Raw genomic sequence first — 19,594 nt, 5'->3', positions numbered from 1 at the left:
GCGGGGCCCTGCGGCCTGAACCTCCGCCTTGTGCGGGGCGGCCCCGTGTCCAAGACCCGCGCCTCGCGCGGGGCCCGCCTGCCAAACCCGCGCCTCGTGCGGGGCCCCGCATCCCGGACCCCCGCCTAGCGGGCATCCCTCACACCGCACCGCGGCGCCTGGTACGGGCCCCGCACACCAGACCCGCGCCTCGTGCGGGGGCCCCGCGGCCTGAACCTCCGCCTTGCGCGGGGCGGCCCCGCATCCTGGACCCCCGCCTAGTACGGCCCCCCGCACACCCGACCCGCCCCCTCGCACGCCCCCCGCATCCCCCGACTTCGCGCATCATGGAGCCATGCCCGAAGGAGACACCGTCTGGCTGACCGCCCACCGGATGCACGCCGCGCTCGCCGGGCGGGTGCTGACCCGGTTCGATCTGCGCGTGCCCCGTTTCGCCACCGCGGATCTGACCGGGCGGACGCTGCTGGACGTCACTCCGCGCGGGAAGCATCTGCTGGCCCGGGTCGAGGGCGGGCTGACGCTCCACTCCCATCTGCGGATGGAGGGTTCCTGGCGGGTGTTCGCCCCGGGGCAGCGCTGGAACGGCGGGCCGGACCACCAGATCCGCGCCGTCCTGGGCGCGGCCGACGCCACCGCGGTCGGTTACCGCCTGCCCGTGCTGGAGCTGCTGCGTACCGCCGACGAGGCGAGCGTGGTGGGGCATCTCGGGCCGGATCTGCTGGGCCCGGACTGGGAGCCGGCCGAGGCGGTGCGCCGGCTGTGCGCCGATCCCGCTCGTCCGCTCGGCGAGGCCCTGCTCGACCAGCGGAATCTGGCGGGCATCGGCAATGTCTACAAGTGCGAGCTGGCCTTCCTGGCCCGGGCCACCCCGTGGTTGCCGGTGGGCAAGCTGCCCGACGGTGTACCGGAGCGCCTGGTCGCCACCGCGCACCGGCTGCTGGAGGCCAACAAGGGGCGATTCGAGCGGAAGACCGTGATGGCCGGCGGGCATGTGGACCGCCCCGACCGGAAGGTGTACGTCTACGGGCGGCGCGGCAAGGCCTGCTACCGCTGCGGGGCCCCGATCCGGCATCGGGAGGAGGACGACCGGGAGCGGGTCTCCTACTGGTGCCCGGGCTGCCAGCTCGGCCCCGGGCCGGGTCCGGCGCCGCGCCGCTGACTGAGCAGGGTCCGCCCCCGCGGCCGGGGGCCGGGACGCAGGCTCCGGCGGTGCTGCCACTCCCGTACGGAGGCGAGCCGGGGGCGTCGCGGCCGGGCCGCGGCCACGTGGACCGGCAGCAGGCTCAGGCCCCAGCCGCCCGCCGCCACGGTCGCCTCGACCGCCCCGCTCTGGCCGGGCTCCAGCACCAGCCGGAGCACGGCCCACCACCACAGCGCACCGGCGGCCAGCGCCAGTACGAGCAGGGGTATTGGCCGCCTACGTGCCCTCTCCGCCCGTATCATCACCGCCTCCGCCTCTGCTTCCGTCTCTCGGGGCGTGACGCCCATCACCGGACCGGCCGTCGGGCGAGGTCGCCCAGCCCCAGCCTTCCACCGGGCCGCGGCCGGAACCGGCTCAAAGCCGGGCAACCGCCGGGCGGCGGGGCGCACCGGTGCGCCGAGGGCGCGTCCGATGCGGCCACGCGCCCCGGACTCCCGGACGAACCGGTCCGGCGACGGGTCTCAGGCCCGCTCGGCCTGAAACATCCAGTGGTGCTTTTCAAGATCGGCGGTGAGCGCGATCAGCAGGTCCTGGGTCACCGGGTCCGGGTCATCCGTCGCCGCGACCCGCTCCCGCATCCGCGCGATCACCGCGCCGAGGGCGTCCACCAGGATCTGCACCGCGTCGTTGTCCTTGATCCAGCCCTCGGGCACCGTCGCGATGGCGCTGGACTTGGCGACCGCCTCGGCACGCCCGTCCGGGCTCACCCCGAGGGCGGCGGCGCGCTCGGCCACCGTGTCGGAGTGCTGGCGCGCGGTGGTCACGACCTCGTCGAGCTGGAGGTGGATGGAGCGGAAGCGCGGTCCCACCACGTTCCAGTGCACCTGCTTGGCCACCAGCGAGAGGTCCACCACGTCCACCAGCGCGCCCTGCAGAGCCTCGCCGACCACCTTGAGGTCGGCCTCGGGCAGGGAGCTCTTGACGACAGTCATCGGAATCCTCCACATTCTGACGTGCGGTACGTCCCGGGGGTCACCGGGAATCCCTGGCCGCACGCCTGTCCACCATGGCACATAGGACCTAAAACGGGCATTCGGAATAGGCGAAAGCCCCGGTCGGCACTCGGGTACCCGACCGGGGCTCAGCCCAAAACACTCACCGCCGGAGAGCCGGCGGCACGCTAGGCGGCGACGACGTCCACCGCTTCCGCCGGCGCCTTGATGGTCACCCGCTCCGTCGGCACACCGGTCACCGACGTCACGGACACGGGGTTCAGCATCGGGCGTACCGGAGCCGGGACCGGCTCGGTGGCCCGCGCCGACTCGGCCAGCTCGGCGAGCGAGAGCTCGTCGCTCACCTCGCGCATGAGCTCGGACATCCGTACGTCAAGCGCGTCGCAGATCGCGGAGAGCAGCTCGGAGGAAGCCTCCTTCTGCCCCCGCTCCACCTCGGAGAGATAACCGAGCGAGACCCGGGCGGACGAGGAGACTTCGCGCAGAGTACGGCCCTGGCGCTGGCGCTGCCGACGCAGCACGTCACCCAGCAGGCGACGGAGCAGAATCATCGGTGGCTCCCTCCTCGGACCGTGTAGCCGCATCCTTCTCGCCCCACCGTACCGCCTCGCGACGCGGCCGTGCGGGGAGCGATGACGTGTTCACTCAGGGCTGCAAACATCAGTTCCCCCCGTTCTGTTCCGTATCATGTGCCCGCACGTTCGCCGTGAGTTCCGCCGCGAGCAGCTCCAGCACGCTCCGTACACTCTCCTTACGAATTTCCGTCCGGTGGCCGTTCAACCGCAGGGCGAGGACTTTACCGCCGGAGCACCGGCTTCCGCTCGGCCCGTGGACCGCGACGTACACCGTCCCCACCGGCTGCCCGTCCTGCGGCTCCGGCCCGGCGACCCCGGTGGTGGCGAGCCCCCAGTCGGCCCGCAGCCGGTCCCGTACACCCGCCGCCATCTGCGCGGCGACCTCCGGGTCGACCGCTCCGCGCTCGGCGAGCAGCACCGGGTCCACCCCGAGCAGCTGCTGCTTGAGCGCGGTGGCGTAGGCGGTGACGGAACCCCGGAAGGATCGTGAGGCACCGGGTACGGCGGTGAGTTCGGCGGCGACCAGCCCACCGGTCAGCGACTCGGCGACGGCCAGGGTCTGGTCACCTTGCGTGAGCAGGCTCAGGGCCCGGGCGGCGGCACTCACCGCCCCGGCTCCACCTCGGCGCGGCCGGCGAACCTGTCCGGATCATGGACATCCTCGGGGCCGCCCCGGCCCTCGGCCGCCTCCGGACCCTCGTCCACGAGGGCGGAGGCCGGTGCCGGTTCCGCCGCCGTCGCGCGGGCGAGCGCCGCCGCCTCCGCCGCCATCCGCGCCGCCTGGTCGGCCCGCTCGGCGGCCAGCCCCTTGCGGCGCAGGACCACGGCCTGGCGTACGTAGGCGAGCCCGGTCACCACCGTCAGCACCACGGCCACCGCCATCACCCAGAACCGCAGGGTGGCCAGCGGCCCGGTGAGCGCCAGCACGTACATCCCGACCGCGGTGCCCTGGGCGAGGGTCTTCATCTTGCCGCCGCGGCTGGCCGGGATGACCCCGTGCCGGATCACCCAGAACCGCATCAGGGTGATGCCCAGCTCACGCAGCAGAATGATCCCGGTCACCCACCACGGCAGGTCGCCGAGGGCCGACAGGCAGATCAGCCCGGCGGCCATGATCGCCTTGTCGGCGATCGGGTCGGCGATCTTCCCGAAGTCCGTGACCAGGTTGTACGTCCGGGCCAGATGGCCGTCGAAGATGTCGGTGATCATGGCCACGGCGAACGCGGCCCAGGCCCAGGCGCGCCAGGCCGGGTCGTAGCCGCCGTCCTGGAGCAGCAGCAGCACGAAGCCCGGTACCAGCACCAGCCGGACCATGGTGAGGATGTTGGCGATGTTCCACAGGCTGGCCTGGTTGACGGCCGCAGCGCCCAGCTTGCCGCCGGGCGCCGGCCTTCCCGTACCGCCCGCGGCGGATGCCGGCGCTCCGGTCATCTGCCCGCCTCCTCAAGACACTCGGCCACCAGGTCGACCCCTTCGGTGCCGACGGCCTTGGCCGTCACCATACGGCCCGGCACCAGGCCCGCGCGCGCCGCCGACTCGGGGGTGAAGACCACCTGGCCGTCGGTCTCCGGTGCCTGGTGGGCGGCGCGGCCGACCGCTCCGTCGCCGTCCTCGTCGGTGTCCACCGACTCGACCATCACCTCCAGGGTCTCTCCCATCCGCTCCTCCGCACGCTGGGCGGTCAGCTCCTCGGCGAGCCGGGACAGATGCGCGAGCCGTTCGTCGACGGTCTCCTGGTCCAGCTTGGCCTCGTAGGTCGCGGCCTCGGTGCCGTCCTCGTCGGAGTAGCCGAAGACGCCGATGGCGTCGAGCCGGGCGGAGGTGAGGAAGCGCTCCAGCTCGGCGAAGTCCTGCTCGCTCTCGCCGGGGAAGCCGACGATGAAGTTGGACCGCACACCGGCCTGGGGCGCCTTGGAGCGGATGGTGTCCAGCAGCTCCAGGAACCGGTCGGTGTCGCCGAAGCGGCGCATGGAGCGCAGCACGGCGGGGGCGGAGTGCTGGAAGGAGAGGTCGAAGTAGGGGGCGACCTTCTCGGTGGAGGTCAGCACGTCGATCAGGCCGGGCCGCATCTCGGCGGGCTGGAGGTAGCTGACCCGCACCCGCTCGATGCCGTCCACCGCGGCCAGCTCGGGCAGCAGGGTCTCCAGCAGGCGGATGTCGCCGAGGTCCTTGCCGTAGGAGGTGTTGTTCTCGGAGACCAGCATGACCTCCTTCACCCCCTGCTCGGCCAGCCACCGGGTCTCGCCCAGCACATCGCCGGGCCGGCGGGAGACGAAGGAGCCGCGGAAGGAGGGGATGGCGCAGAAGGAGCAGCGCCGGTCGCAGCCGGAGGCGAGCTTCACCGAGGCCACCGGGCTGGTGTCGAGCCGCCGCCGCAGCGGGGCGCGCGGCCCGGAGGCGGGCGCCAGGCCGTCGGGCAGGTCGCTCGGGGCGCTGGCCAGGGCGTCGGCGTCGCCGTGGCCGGGCAGAGCGACCCCGCCGGCCGCCTGCTGGCGCTCCACCGGCGACAGCGGCAACAGCTTGCGCCGGTCGCGCGGGGTGTGCGAGGCATGGACGCCGCCGCTGAGGATGGTCTGGAGCCGGTCGGAGATGTCGGCGTAGTCGTCGAAGCCGAGTACGCCGTCGGCCTCCGGCAGCGCGTCGGACAGCTCCTTGCCGTACCGCTCGGCCATACAGCCGACGGCGACGACGGCCTGGGTGCGGCCGTGGTCCTTGAGGTCGTTGGCTTCCAGCAGGGCGTCGACGGAGTCCTTCTTGGCGGCCTCGACGAAGCCGCAGGTGTTGACGACGGCGACATCCGCGTCGGCGGCTTCCTCGACGAGGTCCCAGCCGTCCGCCGCCAGGCGGCCGGCGAGCTCCTCCGAGTCCACCTCGTTACGGGCGCAGCCAAGGGTGACGAGGGCGACGGTGCGGCGTTCGGGCATGGACTCAAGACTACTTCGTCCCGATGGGCGCCTTGCCGCGCAGGGTCGCCGCCCCCGGCTCCGGCCGCCCGCCGGCGCGAACCGCGCACCCCGGCTGAGCGCCCCCGAGCCGCGTCCGCCCCCGCCGCGGAAGCCCGCGGAACACACCGGCGCCCGGGAGCCGATCGCTCCCGGGCGCCCGTGGATGTGCCGGGGCTCACCCGTCCTGGGGGTCGTCGCCCTTCTGGTAGCTGATCCGCTTGACCTCGCCGAGGGCGTACCTGTCCTCGACCTTCTTGCCGTTGACGAACAGCTCGATCGCGCCCGCGTTGCCGAGGACCAGGTCGACCTGCTCGGGGTCCTCGACGTCCACGGTCCTGGAGCTCTTCTGGGGGCCGTTCTGGTCCAGCAGGCCGTCGAAGAGCCGCTTGCCGCCGGTGCCGGTGGCGGTGACCCAGCTCTTGCCCTGGACGGCGGTGAGCTTGACCGTGACCCGGTCCTTGGGGATCGCCGCGATGGCGCTCTCGGCCGGGGCGGGCCGGGGGGCGGCCTTGCTCGGCTTGGGCGGGGCGACCGACTCCCGCGCGGGCGAGGCCGGGTCGCCGGCCACGTTGCCTCGCGAGTCGGGCTCACCGCCGCTGAAGAGGGTGAAGCCCACGAAGCCGATGACCGCGACGATCGCCGCCACCATGGCCGCGGTCCAGTTGGGCCGGCGGCGCTCGGGGCGGATGCGCTCCGCCTCGAACATCGGCGCGGCGGGGGTCGGGGCGGGGCGGCCGCCGTGTTCGGCGTCGTACCGCTCCACCAGGGCGTCGGCGTCCAGGCCGGCCGCACGCGCGAGCGTACGGATGTGGCCTCGGGCGTACACGTCTCCGCCGCACCGGGAGAAGTCGTCCTCCTCGATCGCGTGCACGATGGGGACGCGCACACGGGTGGAGGCGCTGACCTCCTCGACGGTGAGACCGGAGGCGGTCCGCGCGTGCCGGAGCACGCTGCCGATCGAGGGCCGGTCCTCAGCGGGTTCGGGGTCCGGAGTTGTCGAAGGCTGCTCTTCTTCGGGGGAGTTGCCGATGGACACGAGTGGGCCTTTCGAGCGTGCAACCACCTGCGGGTAGTTCAGTTTATGAGGGGAGCGAAAGGGTGGGGCAACCGGACGGACGCACTTCGTACGCCGTTGGAATGATTGTCCGCCCGGAGGTGACAGAAGCGGGTGACGGAGAGGTCTCGCGGTGGGCTCGGGACGGCATCATCCGCCTCCCTGCCCAACGTGACGTACGCCGGGGGGAAACGGTTGCCCGCGTGCGGGCGGCGAATGCGTGTCCCTAGCCTTCGGACTCCCCCCGGATGACCGCCAGTACGCCGTCCAGCTCGTCCGGCTTGACGAGGACGTCCCGGGCCTTGGACCCTTCGCTCGGCCCGACCACGCCCCGGGACTCCATCAGGTCCATCAGCCGGCCGGCCTTGGCGAAGCCCACCCGCAGCTTGCGCTGGAGCATCGAGGTGGAGCCGAACTGGGTGGAGACGACCAGCTCGGCGGCCTGGCAGAGCAGGTCCAGGTCGTCGCCGATCTCCTCGTCGATCTCCTTCGTCTGCTTGCTGCCTCCGGTGACGTCGTCGCGGAAGACCGGCGCCATCTGGTCCTTGCAGTGCTGGACGACGGCCGCGACCTCGTCCTCGGTGACGAAGGCGCCCTGCATACGGGTGGGCTTGTTGGCGCCCATCGGCAGGAACAGCCCGTCGCCCTTGCCGATGAGCTTCTCGGCGCCGGGCTGGTCGAGGATGACCCGGCTGTCGGCGAGCGAGGAGGTGGCGAAGGCCAGCCGGGAGGGCACGTTCGCCTTGATCAGTCCGGTGACCACGTCCACCGAGGGCCGCTGGGTGGCGAGCACCAGGTGGATGCCGGCGGCCCGGGCGAGCTGGGTGATGCGGACGATGGCGTCCTCGACGTCCCGGGGGGCGACCATCATCAGGTCGGCCAGCTCGTCCACGATGACCAGCAGGTACGGATAGGGCTGGAGCACCCGCTCGCTGCCCTCGGGGGTCTTCAGCTTGCCGCTGCGGATGGCGGCGTTGAAGTCGTCGATGTGCCGGTAGCCGAAGGCGGCCAGGTCGTCGTAGCGCAGGTCCATCTCGCGCACCACCCACTGCAGGGCCTCGGCGGCCTTCTTGGGGTTGGTGATGATCGGGGTGATCAGGTGCGGGATGCCCTCGTACGCGGTGAGCTCCACGCGCTTGGGGTCGACCAGCACCAGCCGGACGTCCTCCGGGGTGGCCCGCATCATGATCGAGGTGATCAGGCAGTTGATGCAGGAGGACTTGCCGGAGCCGGTGGCGCCGGCCACCAGCATGTGCGGCATCTTGGCGAGGCTGTGCATCACATAGCCGCCCTCGACGTCCTTGCCGAAGGCGACCAGCATCGGGTCGTCCTCCTCGCCGTCGGCGAGCCGCAGCACGTCCCCGAGGTTGACCATCTCGCGGTCGGTGTTGGGGATCTCGATGCCGACGGCGGACTTGCCGGGGATGGGCGAGATGATCCGCACGTCCGGGCTGGCGACGGCGTAGGCGATGTTCTTGGTGAGCGCGGTGATCCGCTCCACCTTGACCGCCGGGCCGAGCTCCACCTCGTAGCGGGTGACCGTCGGGCCGCGGGTGAAGCCGGTGACGTCGGCGTCCACCTTGAACTCGCCGAACACCCGGCGCAGCGAGGCCACTATGGCGTCGTTGGCGGCGCTGCGGGTCTTGCCGGGGCCGCCGCGCTCCAGCAGGTCCAGCGAGGGCAGCGAGTAGGTGATGTCGCCGGAGAGCTGGAGCTGCTCGGCGCGGGCCGGCAGCGAGCCGCTGTCCTCCTTCACCGGGCTGGACTTGGTGAGGTCGGGCACCTGCCCGCTGTCCTCGCCGTCCCGCGCGGTGCCGGAGTCCCGGGCCGGGGGTACGGAGCCGGGGCCCGGGATGTCGCGGCGGCTGCCCGGCACCGGGGCGCCGGCCGCCTCCTCGCGGGCCTTGCGCCGGTCGGCGGTGACGTCCTTGGTGAGGTCGGCGACGACCGGGGAGGGCGGCATCCCGCCGAGTACGGCTCCGTCCAGCGCCGCCGCGGCGGCCGCGGCCACGTCCACCGCGTCCTGCGAGGGGCCGCCGCTCGCGGTGCGCCGGGTGCGGCGGCGGCTGCCGAGCGCCTCCGCCTCGGCCGCGTAGGGGTCGTCCTCGGCCGGGGCGACCGCCCGTCGGCGGGGCCGCGCCGGGGCGTCCCGCCACTCGTCCGCGTACCCCTCCTCGCCGGGGGCCTCGGGCGCGTACCGGGGCTCGACGACGCCGAGCCGTTCGCCGAGCGCCCGCAGCCGGCGCGGGATGGCGTTCACCGGGGTGGCGGTGACCACGAGCAGCCCGAAGACGGTGAGCAGCGCCAGCAGCGGGACCGCGAGGACCTCGCCCATCAGGAAGACCAGGGGCTGGGAGGCGGCCCAGCCGATGAGGCCGCCGGCGTTGGCCAGGGCGTCGGTGCCCTCGCTGCGGGCCGGGGAGCCGCAGGCGATGTGGACCTGGCCGAGGACGCCGGTGACCAGGGCGGACAGCCCGATGACGATCCGTCCGTTGGCCTCGGGCTTCTCGGGGTGCAGGATGAGCCGGACGGCGACGGCGCCGACGAGCAGCGGGGCGATCAGGTCGAGCCGGCCGAAGGCGCCGGTGACCAGCATCTCGACCAGGTCGCCGACCGGGCCGCGCAGCTGGGCCCAGGTGCCGGCGGCGACGACCAGGGCGATGCCGAGCAGCAGCAGCGCCAGACCGTCCTTGCGGTGGGCCGGGTCGAGCCCCTTGGCACCGCGCCCTATGCCGCGGAACAGGGCGCCGACGGCGTGCGCGAGGCCGAGCCAGCAGGCGCGCACCAGGCGGTAGACGCCGCCGGTGGCGGAGGGCGCGGGCTTGGCCGGTTTGCGGACGGCCTTCCTGGCCGGCGGCCGCTTGGCGGGCGCCTTCTTCGCGGGGGCTCTGCGGGCGGCGGCCTTGCGGGCGGGCGGCGGAGGGGCGGCGGACGCCGTCTTCCGCGCGGCCGCCGTACGGCCGGCTGACGGCTTCGCGGCGCCCGCCGTGCCCTGGGAACCCTTGCCGGACGTACGTGAGGCCATGGGGGTGAGGTTACCGTCGCGGGGCGCGGTGGACACGTGTGCCCACCGCTTCACCCGTTCGTGTCGTCCGGTGTACGAGCGCGGGCTGACGGTGCCTCAGCGGGGCCGGTCAGGAGGCGCCGGGCTCCAGGGCGTCCAGGGCGCGGCGCAGCCCGGTGAGCTTGCGCTCCAGATGGGCGGCGGTGGCCACGGCGGCGGCGTCCGCCGACTCGTCGTCAAGCTGCTTGGACAGTGCCTCGGCCTGCTCCTCGACGGCGGCCAGCCGGGCGGAGAGCTCGGCGAGCAGCCCGGGGGACTCGCGTACCGCGGCGCCGTTCTGCTCGGGGCTCTCGCCGCCTTCGAGCTGGAGCCGCAGCAGCGCGGCCTGCTCGCGGAGCTGACAGTTCTTCATGTACAGCTCGACGAAGACGGAGACCTTGGCCCGCAGCACCCAGGGGTCGAACGGCTTGGAGATGTAGTCGACCGCACCGGCCGCGTAGCCCCGGAAGGTGTGGTGCGGGCCGTGGTTGATCGCGGTGAGGAAGATGATCGGGATGTCCCGGGTCCGCTCGCGGCGCTTGATGTGCGCGGCGGTCTCGAAGCCGTCCATCCCCGGCATCTGGACGTCCAGCAGGATGACCGCGAAGTCGTCCGTCAGCAGCGCCTTGAGCGCTTCCTCCCCTGACGATGCCCGCACCAGCGTCTGATCGAGCGCAGAGAGGATGGCCTCCAGCGCCAGCAGATTCTCCGGTCGGTCATCGACCAGGAGGATCTTGGCCTTCTGCACCATGGCCCGTCCTCCTCGCCCCGGCAGTCGGCCGGGCGCCGCCCCAGAAGACGACTCCCTTGCGCCGTCCGTCCTTGTGCCGGTCATCGTAGCCGCACCCCGCCTGTCACCACACCCTGTCACCGCGATGTCACTGCGCACACAGCTCAAACGCGGCCGACGACCGGAAAGTTCCCCGGTGAGCGCCTTCTCACACGTTTTCCACCACAGTCTGTCAACAAGCAGCCGGATTTGCCCCCTTGATCGGTCACTGAAAGTCACTCCCCGCGCATCCATTGGTCCATGACCGACAGCAGATGATCGGGATCGACCGGCTTGGTCACGTAGTCGGAAGCGCCGGACTCGATGGCCTTCTCCCGGTCGCCCTTCATCGCCTTGGCGGTCAGCGCCACGATCGGCAGACCGGCGAACTGGGGCATCCGCCGGATCGCGGTGGTGGTCGCGTACCCGTCCATCTCGGGCATCATGATGTCCATCAGCACCACGGTCACATCGTCGTGCTGCTCCAGCACCTCGATGCCCTCGCGGCCGTTCTCCGCGTACAGCACCGACAGACCGTGCTGCTCCAGCACACTGGTGAGCGCGAAGACGTTGCGGATGTCGTCGTCCACGATCAGCACCTTCTCGCCGCTGAACGTGATGCTCCGCGCCGCCTGCGGCGCCTCCTCCGCCTCCTGCCCGGTCGCCGCCCAGGCGGCCTCCCCGCCCTGGGCCGCGGTCGCGCCGCTCGGGGCGGGCGCCGCCGCCTGCTCGGTGGCCGCGGCGGTGCCGTTGCCGGCCTCCAGCGCCGCCCGGGCCGGAGCGCCGTCCAGCGCGGCCCGCCGCTGGTGCCGGAAGAGCGCGCCCGAGCGCGGTGCACGGCCCTGGCCGGGCGGCACATCCCGTACCGCACCCGCCTCGCCCGCCTCCGGGCCGTCCTCGGCCACCGGCACGTGCAGCGACTCGTTGAAGGCCAGCGGCAGGTACAGGGTGAACGTCGAGCCGCGGCCCGGCTCGCTCGCCGCGTGGATCTCGCCGCCCAGCAGCCGGGCGATCTCCCGGCTGATGGACAGCCCCAGCCCCGTACCGCCGTACTTGCGGCTGGTGGTGCCGTCGGCCTGCTTGAACGCCTCGAAGATCACCCGCATCTTGCCGGCCGCGATGCCGATCCCGGTGTCCGTCACCGAGAAGGCGATCAGCTCGCCGTCCGGCTCCCGCAGCGAACCGGCTTCGAGCAGCTGCTCGCGGATCGAGGCCGGAACGTCGGCCCGGGCGGGCCGGATGACCAGCTCCACCGCCCCGCTGTCGGTGAACTTCACCGCGTTGGACAGCAGGTTGCGCAGCACCTGGAGGAGGCGCTGCTCGTCGGTGTGCAGGGTGGCGGGCAACTCGGGCGAGACCCGCACCGCGAAGTCCAGGCCCTTCTCCGCGGTCAGCGGCCGGAAGGTGGCCTCCACGTAGTCGACCAGCTGCACCAGCGCGATCCGGGTCGGCGAGACGTCCATCTTGCCGGCCTCGACCTTGGACAGGTCCAGGATGTCGTTGATCAGCTGGAGCAGGTCGGAGCCGGCGCCGTGGATGGTCTCGGCGAACTCCACCTGCTTCGGCGAGAGGTTGCCCTCGGCGTTGTCGGCGAGCAGCTTGGCGAGGATCAGCAGCGAGTTCAGCGGGGTGCGCAGCTCGTGCGACATGTTCGCCAGGAACTCCGACTTGTAGCGCATGGAGACGGCGAGCTGCTCGGCCCGCTCCTCCAGCACCTGCCGGGCCTCCTCGATCTCGGTGTTCTTCACCTCGATGTCGCGGTTCTGCCGGGCCAGCAGCTCGGCCTTGTCCTCCAGTTCGGCGTTGGAGTCCTGGAGCGCCTTCTGCCGGTTCTCCAGCTCCGCGGAGCGCTCCCGCAGCTGCTCGGTCAGCTCCTGCGACTGCTTCAGCAGCACCTCCGTCTTGGAGTTGACGCTGATGGTGTTGACGCTGGTCGCGATCATCTCGGCGATCTGGTTGAGGAAGTCCCGCTGGATCTGGGTGAACGGCTGGAAGGACGCCAGCTCGATCACCCCGAGGACCTTCCCCTCGAAGAGCACCGGCAGCACGATGACATGCGCCGGGGCGGCCTCGCCCAGCCCGGAGGAGATCTTCAGATAGCCGGGCGGGACGTTGACCTGGATGGTCCGCTTCTCCTCGGCGGCGGTGCCGATCAGCGTCTCCCCGGGCCGGAAGGCGGTCGGCATGGCCCCGGCGGTGTAGCCGTAGCTGGCGCGCATGCACAGCTCGTACGAGCCGTCCTCGTCCGAGCCGATCTCGTTGCCGCCGCCGGTGGGCATCGCCAGGAAGAACGCGCCGTGCTGGGCGGAGACCACCGGGGTCAGCTCGCTCATGATCAGCGAGGCCACGTCGTCCAGGTCCCGGCGGCCCTGCATCAGCCCGGAGATCCGGGCCAGGTTGCCCTTCAGCCAGTCCTGCTCCTCGTTGGCGAGGGTGGTGTCCCGCAGGTTGACGATCATCGTGTTGATGTGGGTCTGGAGGATCTGGATCTCCCCCGAGGCGTCCACGTCGACCTTCACGTTGAGGTCGCCGCGGGTCACGGCGGTGGCGACGGCCGCGATGGCCCGCACCTGGCGGGTGAGGTTCCCGGCCATCTCGTTCACCGACTCGGTCAGATCGCGCCAGGTGCCGTCCACGTCCCGCACCCGCGCCTGGCCGCCCAGGCTGCCCTCGGTGCCCACCTCCCGGGCCACCCGGGTGACCTCCTCGGCGAACGAGGAGAGCTGGTCGACCATCGTGTTGATGGTGTTCTTCAGCTCCTGGATCTCACCGCGCGCGTCGATGTCGATCTTCTTGGTCAGGTCGCCCTTGGCGATGGCCGTCGTCACGGTGGCGATCTGGCGCACCTGGCCGGTGAGGTTGGACGCCATCGAGTTCACCGACTCGGTGAGGTCCTTCCAGGTCCCCGACACCCCGGGCACGCGGGCCTGGCCGCCGAGTTCGCCCTCGGTGCCCACCTCGCGGGCCACCCGGGTCACCTCGGCCGCGAACGAGGAGAGCGTCGTCACCATGGTGTTGACGGTGTCGGCCAGCTCGGCGACCTCGCCGCGCGCCTCCACGGTGACCTTCTTGGTCAGATCGCCGTTGGCGACCGCCGAGGACACCCGGGAGATGTTCCGCACCTGCGAGGTCAGGTTGTTGGCCATCACGTTGACGTTGTCGCTGAGGTCCTTCCAGATGCCGGTCACCCCGCGCACCCGGGCCTGGCCGCCGAGAATGCCCTCGGTGCCGACCTCCCGGGCCACCCGGGTCACCTCGTCGGCGAAGTTCGACAGCTGGTCCACCATGGTGTTGACGGTGGTCACCAGGTCCAGGATCTCCCCGCGCGCGTCCACGGTGATCTTCTTGGACAGGTCGCCGCGCGCCACCGCGGTGGTCACCTCGGCGATGTTGCGCACCTGGGAGGTCAGGTTGTTCGCCATCGAGTTGACCGACTGGGTCAGGTCCTTCCAGGTGCCGGAGACCCCCTGCACCTCGGCCTGACCACCCAGCCGCCCGTCCGTGCCCACCTCACGGGCGACCCGGGTGACCTGCTCGGCGAAGGCCGACAGCTGGTCGACCATCGTGTTCAGGACGTTCTTCAGCTCCAGGATCTCGCCCCGGGCGTCCACGTCGATCTTCTGGGACAGATCACCCCGGGCCACCGCCGTGGCGACCTGCGCGATGTTGCGGACCTGCGCCGTCAGGTTCCCGGCCATGCCGTTCACCGAGTCCGTCAGATCCCGCCACACCCCGGCCACGCCCGGCACCTGCGCCTGGCCGCCCAGGCGCCCGTCGGTGCCCACCTCGCGGGCCACCCGGGTCACCTGCTCGGCGAAGGCCGACAGCTGGTCGACCATGGTGTTGATGGTGTTCTTGAGCTCCAGGATCTCGCCCCGGGCATCCACGTCGATCTTCTGCGAGAGGTCGCCGCGGGCCACCGCCGTGGTCACCTGCGCGATCTGCCTCACCTGGTCGGTGAGGTTCCCGGCCATGAAGTTGACGGAGTCCGTCAGCTCCTTCCAGGTGCCCGAGACCCCGGGCACCTTCGCCTGACCGCCGAGCCGGCCCTCGGTGCCCACGTCCCGCGCCATCCGGGTCACCTGGTCCGCGAAGGACGACAGCTGCGCCACCATCGTGTTGACGGTGTTCTTCAGCTCCAGCATCTCCCCGGCCACGTCCACCGTGACCTTCTGCGACAGATCGCCATTGGCCACCGCGGTCGTCACCGTCGCGATGTCCCGCACCTGCCCCGTCAGGTTGGTGAACGCGGTGTTGACCGAGTCGGTCAGGTCCTTCCACGTACCCGCCGCGCCCGGGACCTTCGCCTGGCCGCCCAGCCGGCCCTCCACGCCGACCTCGCGGGCCACCCGCGTCACTTCCGAACCGAACGCGGAGAGCTGGTCCACCATCGTGTTGACGGTGTTCTTCAGCTCCAGCATCTCCCCGGCCACATCGACGGTGACCTTCTGCGACAGATCGCCGTTCGCCACCGCCGTCGTCACCGTGGCGATGTCCCGCACCTGACCGGTCAGGTTGGTGAACGCGGTGTTCACCGAATCCGTCAGGTCCTTCCACGTACCCGCGGCCCCCGGCACCCGGGCCCGGCCGCCGAGCCGGCCCTCCGCCCCGACCTCGCTCGCCACCCGCGTCACCTCGTCGGCGAAGGTCCGCAGCGTCTCCGTCATCTGGTTGATGGTGTCCGCGAGCTGCGCCACCTCACCGCGCGCGCTCACCCGCACCTTCTGCGACAGGTCGCCGCTGGCCACCGCCGTGGTCACCTCGGCGATCCCGCGCACCTGGGAGGTGAGGTTGCCCGCCATCGTGTTGACGGAGTCCGTCAGGTCCTTCCAGACCCCCGCGACCCCCGGCACCTTCGCCTGACCGCCCAGCTCGCCCTCGGTGCCCACCTCGCGGGCCACCCGCGTCACCTCGGAGGAGAACGACGACAGCTGGTCCACCATCGTGTTGACGGTCGCCTTCAGCGCCGCCATCTCCCCCGACACATGCACGGTGACCTTCTGCGACAGGTCGCCCTCGGCCACCGCCGTGGTCACCAGCGCGATGTCCCGCACCTGCGCCGTCAGCCGGTACGCCATGGTGTTGACCGAGTCGGTGAGGTCCTTCCAGGACCCCGAGACCCCACGCACCTGGGCCTGGCCGCCGAGGATGCCCTCGGTGCCCACCTCCAGCGCCACCCGGGTCACCTCGTCGGTGAACGTGGACAACTGGTCGACCAGGTTGTTCACCGTACGGGCCACCCGCAGGAACTCGCCCCGCAGCGGCCGCGCCGCCCCGTCCGCCCCCTCCGAGCGCAGCTCCATCCGCTGCTCCAGGTCGCCGTCGGCCACCGCCGCCAGCACCCGGCCCACCTCGGACACCGGCCGGGTCATGTCGTCGACCAGCGCGTTCGCGGCCTCCACGGCCTGCGCCCAGGCGCCCTCGCCGGCCCCGACCTCCAGCCGCTCCGACAGCTTGCCCTCACGGCCCACGACCCGCCGCACCCGCGACAGCTCCCCGGTCAGATGCATCTGCCGGTCCGCGACCTCGTTGAAGACAGCCGCGATCTCGGCCATCGGCCCGTCGCCGGTCACCGTCAGCCGCTTGCGGACGTTCCCGTCCCGCATCGACACCAGGGCGCCCAGCAGCCGGTCCAGCGCGGCCGCGTCCACCTCCACGGTCCCGTTGCCCCGGGACCGGGGCTGTCCGCCCTTCGCGCGCGTGCTGCCGCCCCGCGCCGTCACGCCAGACTCCACCGTGTCCCTCCCGCAAGGGTCGACCGTCATGCTCGGTACTCCGCCACCAGCCGGCGCCGGAACCATCCCCCAGTGTTTCACCGCGGCGGAACCAGGCCATAACAGTTCGGCAGCTTCGCATAACGTCCCCACCCTCGGGGGACGGAAACAGCGGTGACCACCATCCGCCAGGACAGCGAAGGTAAGTAACCTGGCATCCGGCTGTCCAACCGCCCCGGTCCGCCCGGCGGAGGCGGTGGACGGGCGGCACGACCAGCGGTTACCGGTGTTACCAGGGGAGGGGCTGAGCCGAGCATGGCAGACCCGGGCGTCGAGACGCGTACGAGGAGTTCTGTGATCACCGCGCGGGCGGCCGCCACCTTCGAACCCGTGGGGCGGTCCGTGGCGACCGCCCGGGCCTTCGTCCGGGACACCCTCCAGGGGTGGGGCCACACCGATGTCGTCGATGACGCCGTCGTCCTGACCAGCGAACTCGTCACCAACGCCGTCATCCACGCCGGCACCTCCGCCGACGTGCTGTGCCTGCGCGCCGAGCACAGCGTCCGCGTCGAGGTCGCCGACCGCTACCCCGAACGCGAGGTCCCCCTCCAGGGCAGCGGCCCGGCCGTCGCCGACCCCGACCGGGAGAACGGCCGCGGGCTGATGCTCTGCGCCGCGCTCGCCACCCGCTGGGGCGTTGACTACTCCCCCACTCGCAAACACGTCTGGTTCCAGCTCGACCTGCCCGAGCGCCCCGTCGGCACCCGCTCCGCCGGCCCGGTCCTCCCCGTCGAACTGCTGCCCACCACCGACGACCGGGTCCGCGTCGCCGTCGTCCAGATCGACCAGGGCGGCGCCATCGGCGCCTGGAACGAGGACGCCGAGCAGCTCTTCGGCTACACCCCCGACCAGGTCACCGGCAAACCGCTGGGCGACCTCGCCGCCTGGCCGCACACCCCCGGCACCGGCACCGGCCTCGCCGAGGCCCTGAAGCTCTCCCGCTGGGAGGGCAGCTACGGCATCCGCAACACCGACGGCCGCGTCATCCCCGTCTACGGCTCCCATCTGCGGGTCCGCGACACCAGCGGCGAGCCCTCCACCGTCTGCCTGCTGGTCCGCGACTACGAGCGCGCCGTCCTCCAGTCCCCGCCCCGCAACCACTCCGCCTCCCCCGACAACGGCACGTCCGGCGCCGAGGGCCGCCCGATCGACCCCTTCGAGGTCTTCATCGGCTCCCCCGCCCCCGACGACCTCGACGGGCTCCTCCAGCGCACCGTGGAGCGCGCCCGCGACATGCTCGACGGCGACGCCGCCTTCCTGCTCCTGGCCACCGACGACGAGACCGAGCTGGAGGTCCGCGCCACCACCGGGCTGCCCTCCGCCCGCCAGCGCTTCGCCCGCGTGCCCGTCGAGTCCGGCACCGGACGGTACGCCTCCGCCCGGATGCCCGCCGTCCACGAGGACCTGGACGCCGCCCCCGGCGCCGTACCCCTCCTCGGCGGCACCGGAATGCGCTCCGTGGTCACCGTCCCGCTCAAGGTCGAGGGGCGGCTGACCGGCTCCCTCGGCGTGGCCGCCGAGGCCTCCGCGCGCTACTCCAACGAGGAGGCGCTGCGCCTCCAGTTCGCCGCCGACCGGATCGCGCTCGCCGTCGAGTCCGCCCGCCTCGGCGAGCTGGAACGCCTGCGCCGCGGCTCCCTCAGCTTCCTGGTCGAGGCCTCCGACCTGCTGGCCGGCACCCTGGACCGCGACCAGACCCTCGCCCTCATGGCCCAGATGACCGTGCCGACGCTCGCCACCTGGTGCGCCGTCTACACGATCGCCGACGCCACCTCCGACCCGTACCTCTCCTATGTGCTGCACGAGGACGAGGAGCGCATCGACGGCCTCAAGGACCTGCTCGGCAAGATCCCGCCGCCCGAACCGGTCCCCTCCCCCGGCGCCCGTATCTGGACCGCGCCCTCTCAAGCCGCCCACCAGGCCGCCGTCCGCACCTCCATGCGCGAGCTCGGCCTCGGCTCCTCCGCCTCCTCCGGCATCAGCACCACCCTGGCCACCGCGTCGGCCGTCGGCGGCGAGACCGTCGTCCTCCCCCTGGTCGCCCGCAACCGCGTGATCGGCATGCTGACCCTCGGCAAGCCGTCCGACGACCACTTCCGCCAGGAGATCCTGGAACTCGCCGAGGACCTCTCCCGCCGAGCGGCTCTGGCCCTCGACAACGCCCGCCTCTACAGCGAGCGCACCGCCATCAGCCAGTCCCTCCAGCGCAGCCTGCTGCCGCCCGGCCTCCCCGACATCCCCGGCGTCGAGGTCGACGTCATCTACCGCGCCGCCGGCGAGGGCAACGAGGTCGGCGGCGACTTCTACGACCTCTTCCCCATCCGCGACAACGCCTACGGCTTCGCCATCGGCGACGTCTGCGGTACGGGACCGGAGGCCGCCGCCGTCACCGGCCTGGCCCGCCACGCCCTGCGCCTGCTCGCCCGCGAGGGCCTCGGCGGCCCCGCCGTGCTGGAGCGCCTCAACGCCGCCATCCTCGACGAGGGCTCCCGCAGCCGCTTCCTCACCCTCCTGTACGGGGAGCTGCGGCCCCAGCCCGACGGCAGCGCCCAACTCAAGGTCGTCTGCGCCGGCCACCCGCTCCCCCTCCGCCTGCGCCAGGACGGCACCGTCACCCCCGCCGCCGAACCGCAGCCCCTGCTCGGCGTCATGGACGACCTGGAGCTGTACGAGGAGACCGTCACCCTCGACCCCGGCGACGTCCTCCTCTGCGTCACCGACGGCGTCACCGAGCGCCGCGAGGGCTCCCGCATGCTCGGCGACGACGGCCTCGCCGAGGTCCTCACCAGTTGTACGGGCCTCACGGCCGGCGCGGTCTCCGCCCGCATCATGCGCGCCGTCGAACGCTTCGCCGCCGACCCGCCCTCCGACGACATGGCCATCCTCGCCATGCGCGTCCCCGAGGAGCACCCGCCCGCCTGAGGCGCCTTTGCGTGAGGACCGTGGCCCCGAGGGCGGCCGGGATGACCGCCGCCTTCATCGGGGCCCGGCTGCCGCCCAGACCGGGGACCCAGCGCGGGAACACCTCGCCCCACGAGCCAGGAACGACCGGAACAGGTCGGGAATGGCCACGCACAACGCAAAAAAGCCCCGCCCATCAATGATGGGCGGGGCTTTCGTTATGGAGCCCCCAAACGGAATCGAACCGTTGACCTTCTCCTTACCATGGAGACGCTCTACCGACTGAGCTATAGGGGCAGAAGTTCGGCGGTGTCCTACTCTCCCACAGGGTCCCCCCTGCAGTACCATCGGCGCTGAAAGGCTTAGCTTCCGGGTTCGA

12 protein-coding genes, 1 tRNA gene and 1 rRNA gene are annotated in these 19,594 nt (G+C 72.2%); 2 read left to right on the top strand and 12 right to left on the bottom strand.

What is annotated here, in order from left to right:
• The first annotated feature begins 334 nt into the window (after window positions 1-334).
• Entirely contained in the window at window positions 335-1,159 is an 825-nt protein-coding gene (locus M1O15_RS00070; protein WP_248631037.1) for an Fpg/Nei family DNA glycosylase, read from the top strand.
• Here the strand turns inward: M1O15_RS00070 and M1O15_RS00065 are convergent.
• The 10 genes from M1O15_RS00065 to M1O15_RS00020 all read right to left on the bottom strand — a co-directional run bounded on the left by M1O15_RS00065 (window position 1,102) and on the right by M1O15_RS00020 (window position 16,275).
• A complete protein-coding gene (locus M1O15_RS00065) occupies window positions 1,102-1,443 on the bottom strand; it encodes a hypothetical protein (RefSeq protein WP_248631036.1) in 342 nt (113 codons plus the stop codon). The genes M1O15_RS00070 and M1O15_RS00065 overlap by 58 nt on opposite strands.
• Before the next feature lie 219 nt (window positions 1,444-1,662).
• Complete coding sequence (locus tag M1O15_RS00060) at window positions 1,663-2,133, bottom strand: Dps family protein (RefSeq protein ID WP_248631035.1); 471 nt, start codon at window positions 2,131-2,133, stop codon at window positions 1,663-1,665.
• A 188-nt stretch (window positions 2,134-2,321) separates the two neighbouring features.
• Window positions 2,322-2,705, bottom strand: a complete 384-nt coding sequence (locus M1O15_RS00055) for a helix-turn-helix domain-containing protein (protein ID WP_248631034.1) — start codon at window positions 2,703-2,705, stop codon at window positions 2,322-2,324.
• A 109-nt stretch (window positions 2,706-2,814) separates the two neighbouring features.
• Complete coding sequence (locus tag M1O15_RS00050) at window positions 2,815-3,336, bottom strand: CinA family protein (RefSeq protein WP_248631033.1); 522 nt, start codon at window positions 3,334-3,336, stop codon at window positions 2,815-2,817.
• A complete protein-coding gene (pgsA, locus tag M1O15_RS00045; RefSeq protein ID WP_248631032.1) occupies window positions 3,333-4,160 on the bottom strand; it encodes a CDP-diacylglycerol--glycerol-3-phosphate 3-phosphatidyltransferase in 828 nt (275 codons plus the stop codon). Before pgsA ends, M1O15_RS00050 begins: the two co-directional genes overlap by 4 nt.
• Window positions 4,157-5,653, bottom strand: coding sequence for a 30S ribosomal protein S12 methylthiotransferase RimO (rimO, locus tag M1O15_RS00040; protein WP_248631031.1), 1,497 nt, complete (start codon window positions 5,651-5,653; stop codon window positions 4,157-4,159). Before rimO ends, pgsA begins: the two co-directional genes overlap by 4 nt.
• A 196-nt stretch (window positions 5,654-5,849) precedes the next feature.
• Entirely contained in the window at window positions 5,850-6,710 is an 861-nt protein-coding gene (locus M1O15_RS00035; RefSeq protein ID WP_372499320.1) for a helix-turn-helix domain-containing protein, read from the bottom strand.
• 244 nt (window positions 6,711-6,954) lie between these two features.
• Window positions 6,955-9,753, bottom strand: coding sequence for a DNA translocase FtsK (locus tag M1O15_RS00030; RefSeq protein WP_248631030.1), 2,799 nt, complete (start codon window positions 9,751-9,753; stop codon window positions 6,955-6,957).
• A 109-nt stretch (window positions 9,754-9,862) separates the two neighbouring features.
• Entirely contained in the window at window positions 9,863-10,522 is a 660-nt protein-coding gene (locus tag M1O15_RS00025) for a response regulator (protein ID WP_248631029.1), read from the bottom strand.
• 254 nt (window positions 10,523-10,776) lie between these two features.
• Window positions 10,777-16,275 carry a HAMP domain-containing protein gene (locus M1O15_RS00020; RefSeq protein WP_248631028.1) on the bottom strand — a complete coding sequence of 1,833 codons (5,499 nt, stop codon included), beginning with the start codon at window positions 16,273-16,275 and terminating at the stop codon, window positions 10,777-10,779.
• Window positions 16,276-16,569: 294 nt separating this feature from the next.
• Here M1O15_RS00020 and M1O15_RS00015 point away from each other — a divergent pair, with 294 nt between their 5' ends.
• Window positions 16,570-19,236, top strand: a complete 2,667-nt coding sequence (locus M1O15_RS00015) for a SpoIIE family protein phosphatase (protein WP_248631027.1) — start codon at window positions 16,570-16,572, stop codon at window positions 19,234-19,236.
• Between the two features lie 200 nt (window positions 19,237-19,436).
• Here M1O15_RS00015 and M1O15_RS00010 read toward each other — a convergent pair.
• Together M1O15_RS00010 and rrf are read right to left on the bottom strand one after the other, a co-directional pair.
• Window positions 19,437-19,512 (bottom strand) — tRNA-Thr (locus M1O15_RS00010).
• Window positions 19,513-19,516: 4 nt separating this feature from the next.
• Window positions 19,517-19,594: ribosomal RNA gene (rrf, locus tag M1O15_RS00005) — 5S ribosomal RNA — on the bottom strand; the annotation flags it as partial.

Source organism: Streptomyces lichenis (assembly GCF_023218175.1).
In the GTDB taxonomy this organism is placed as follows: domain Bacteria; phylum Actinomycetota; class Actinomycetes; order Streptomycetales; family Streptomycetaceae; genus Streptomyces; species Streptomyces lichenis.
Note: the sequence above shows the minus strand (reverse complement) of the source record. Positions and strands in the feature narration are given on the sequence as shown.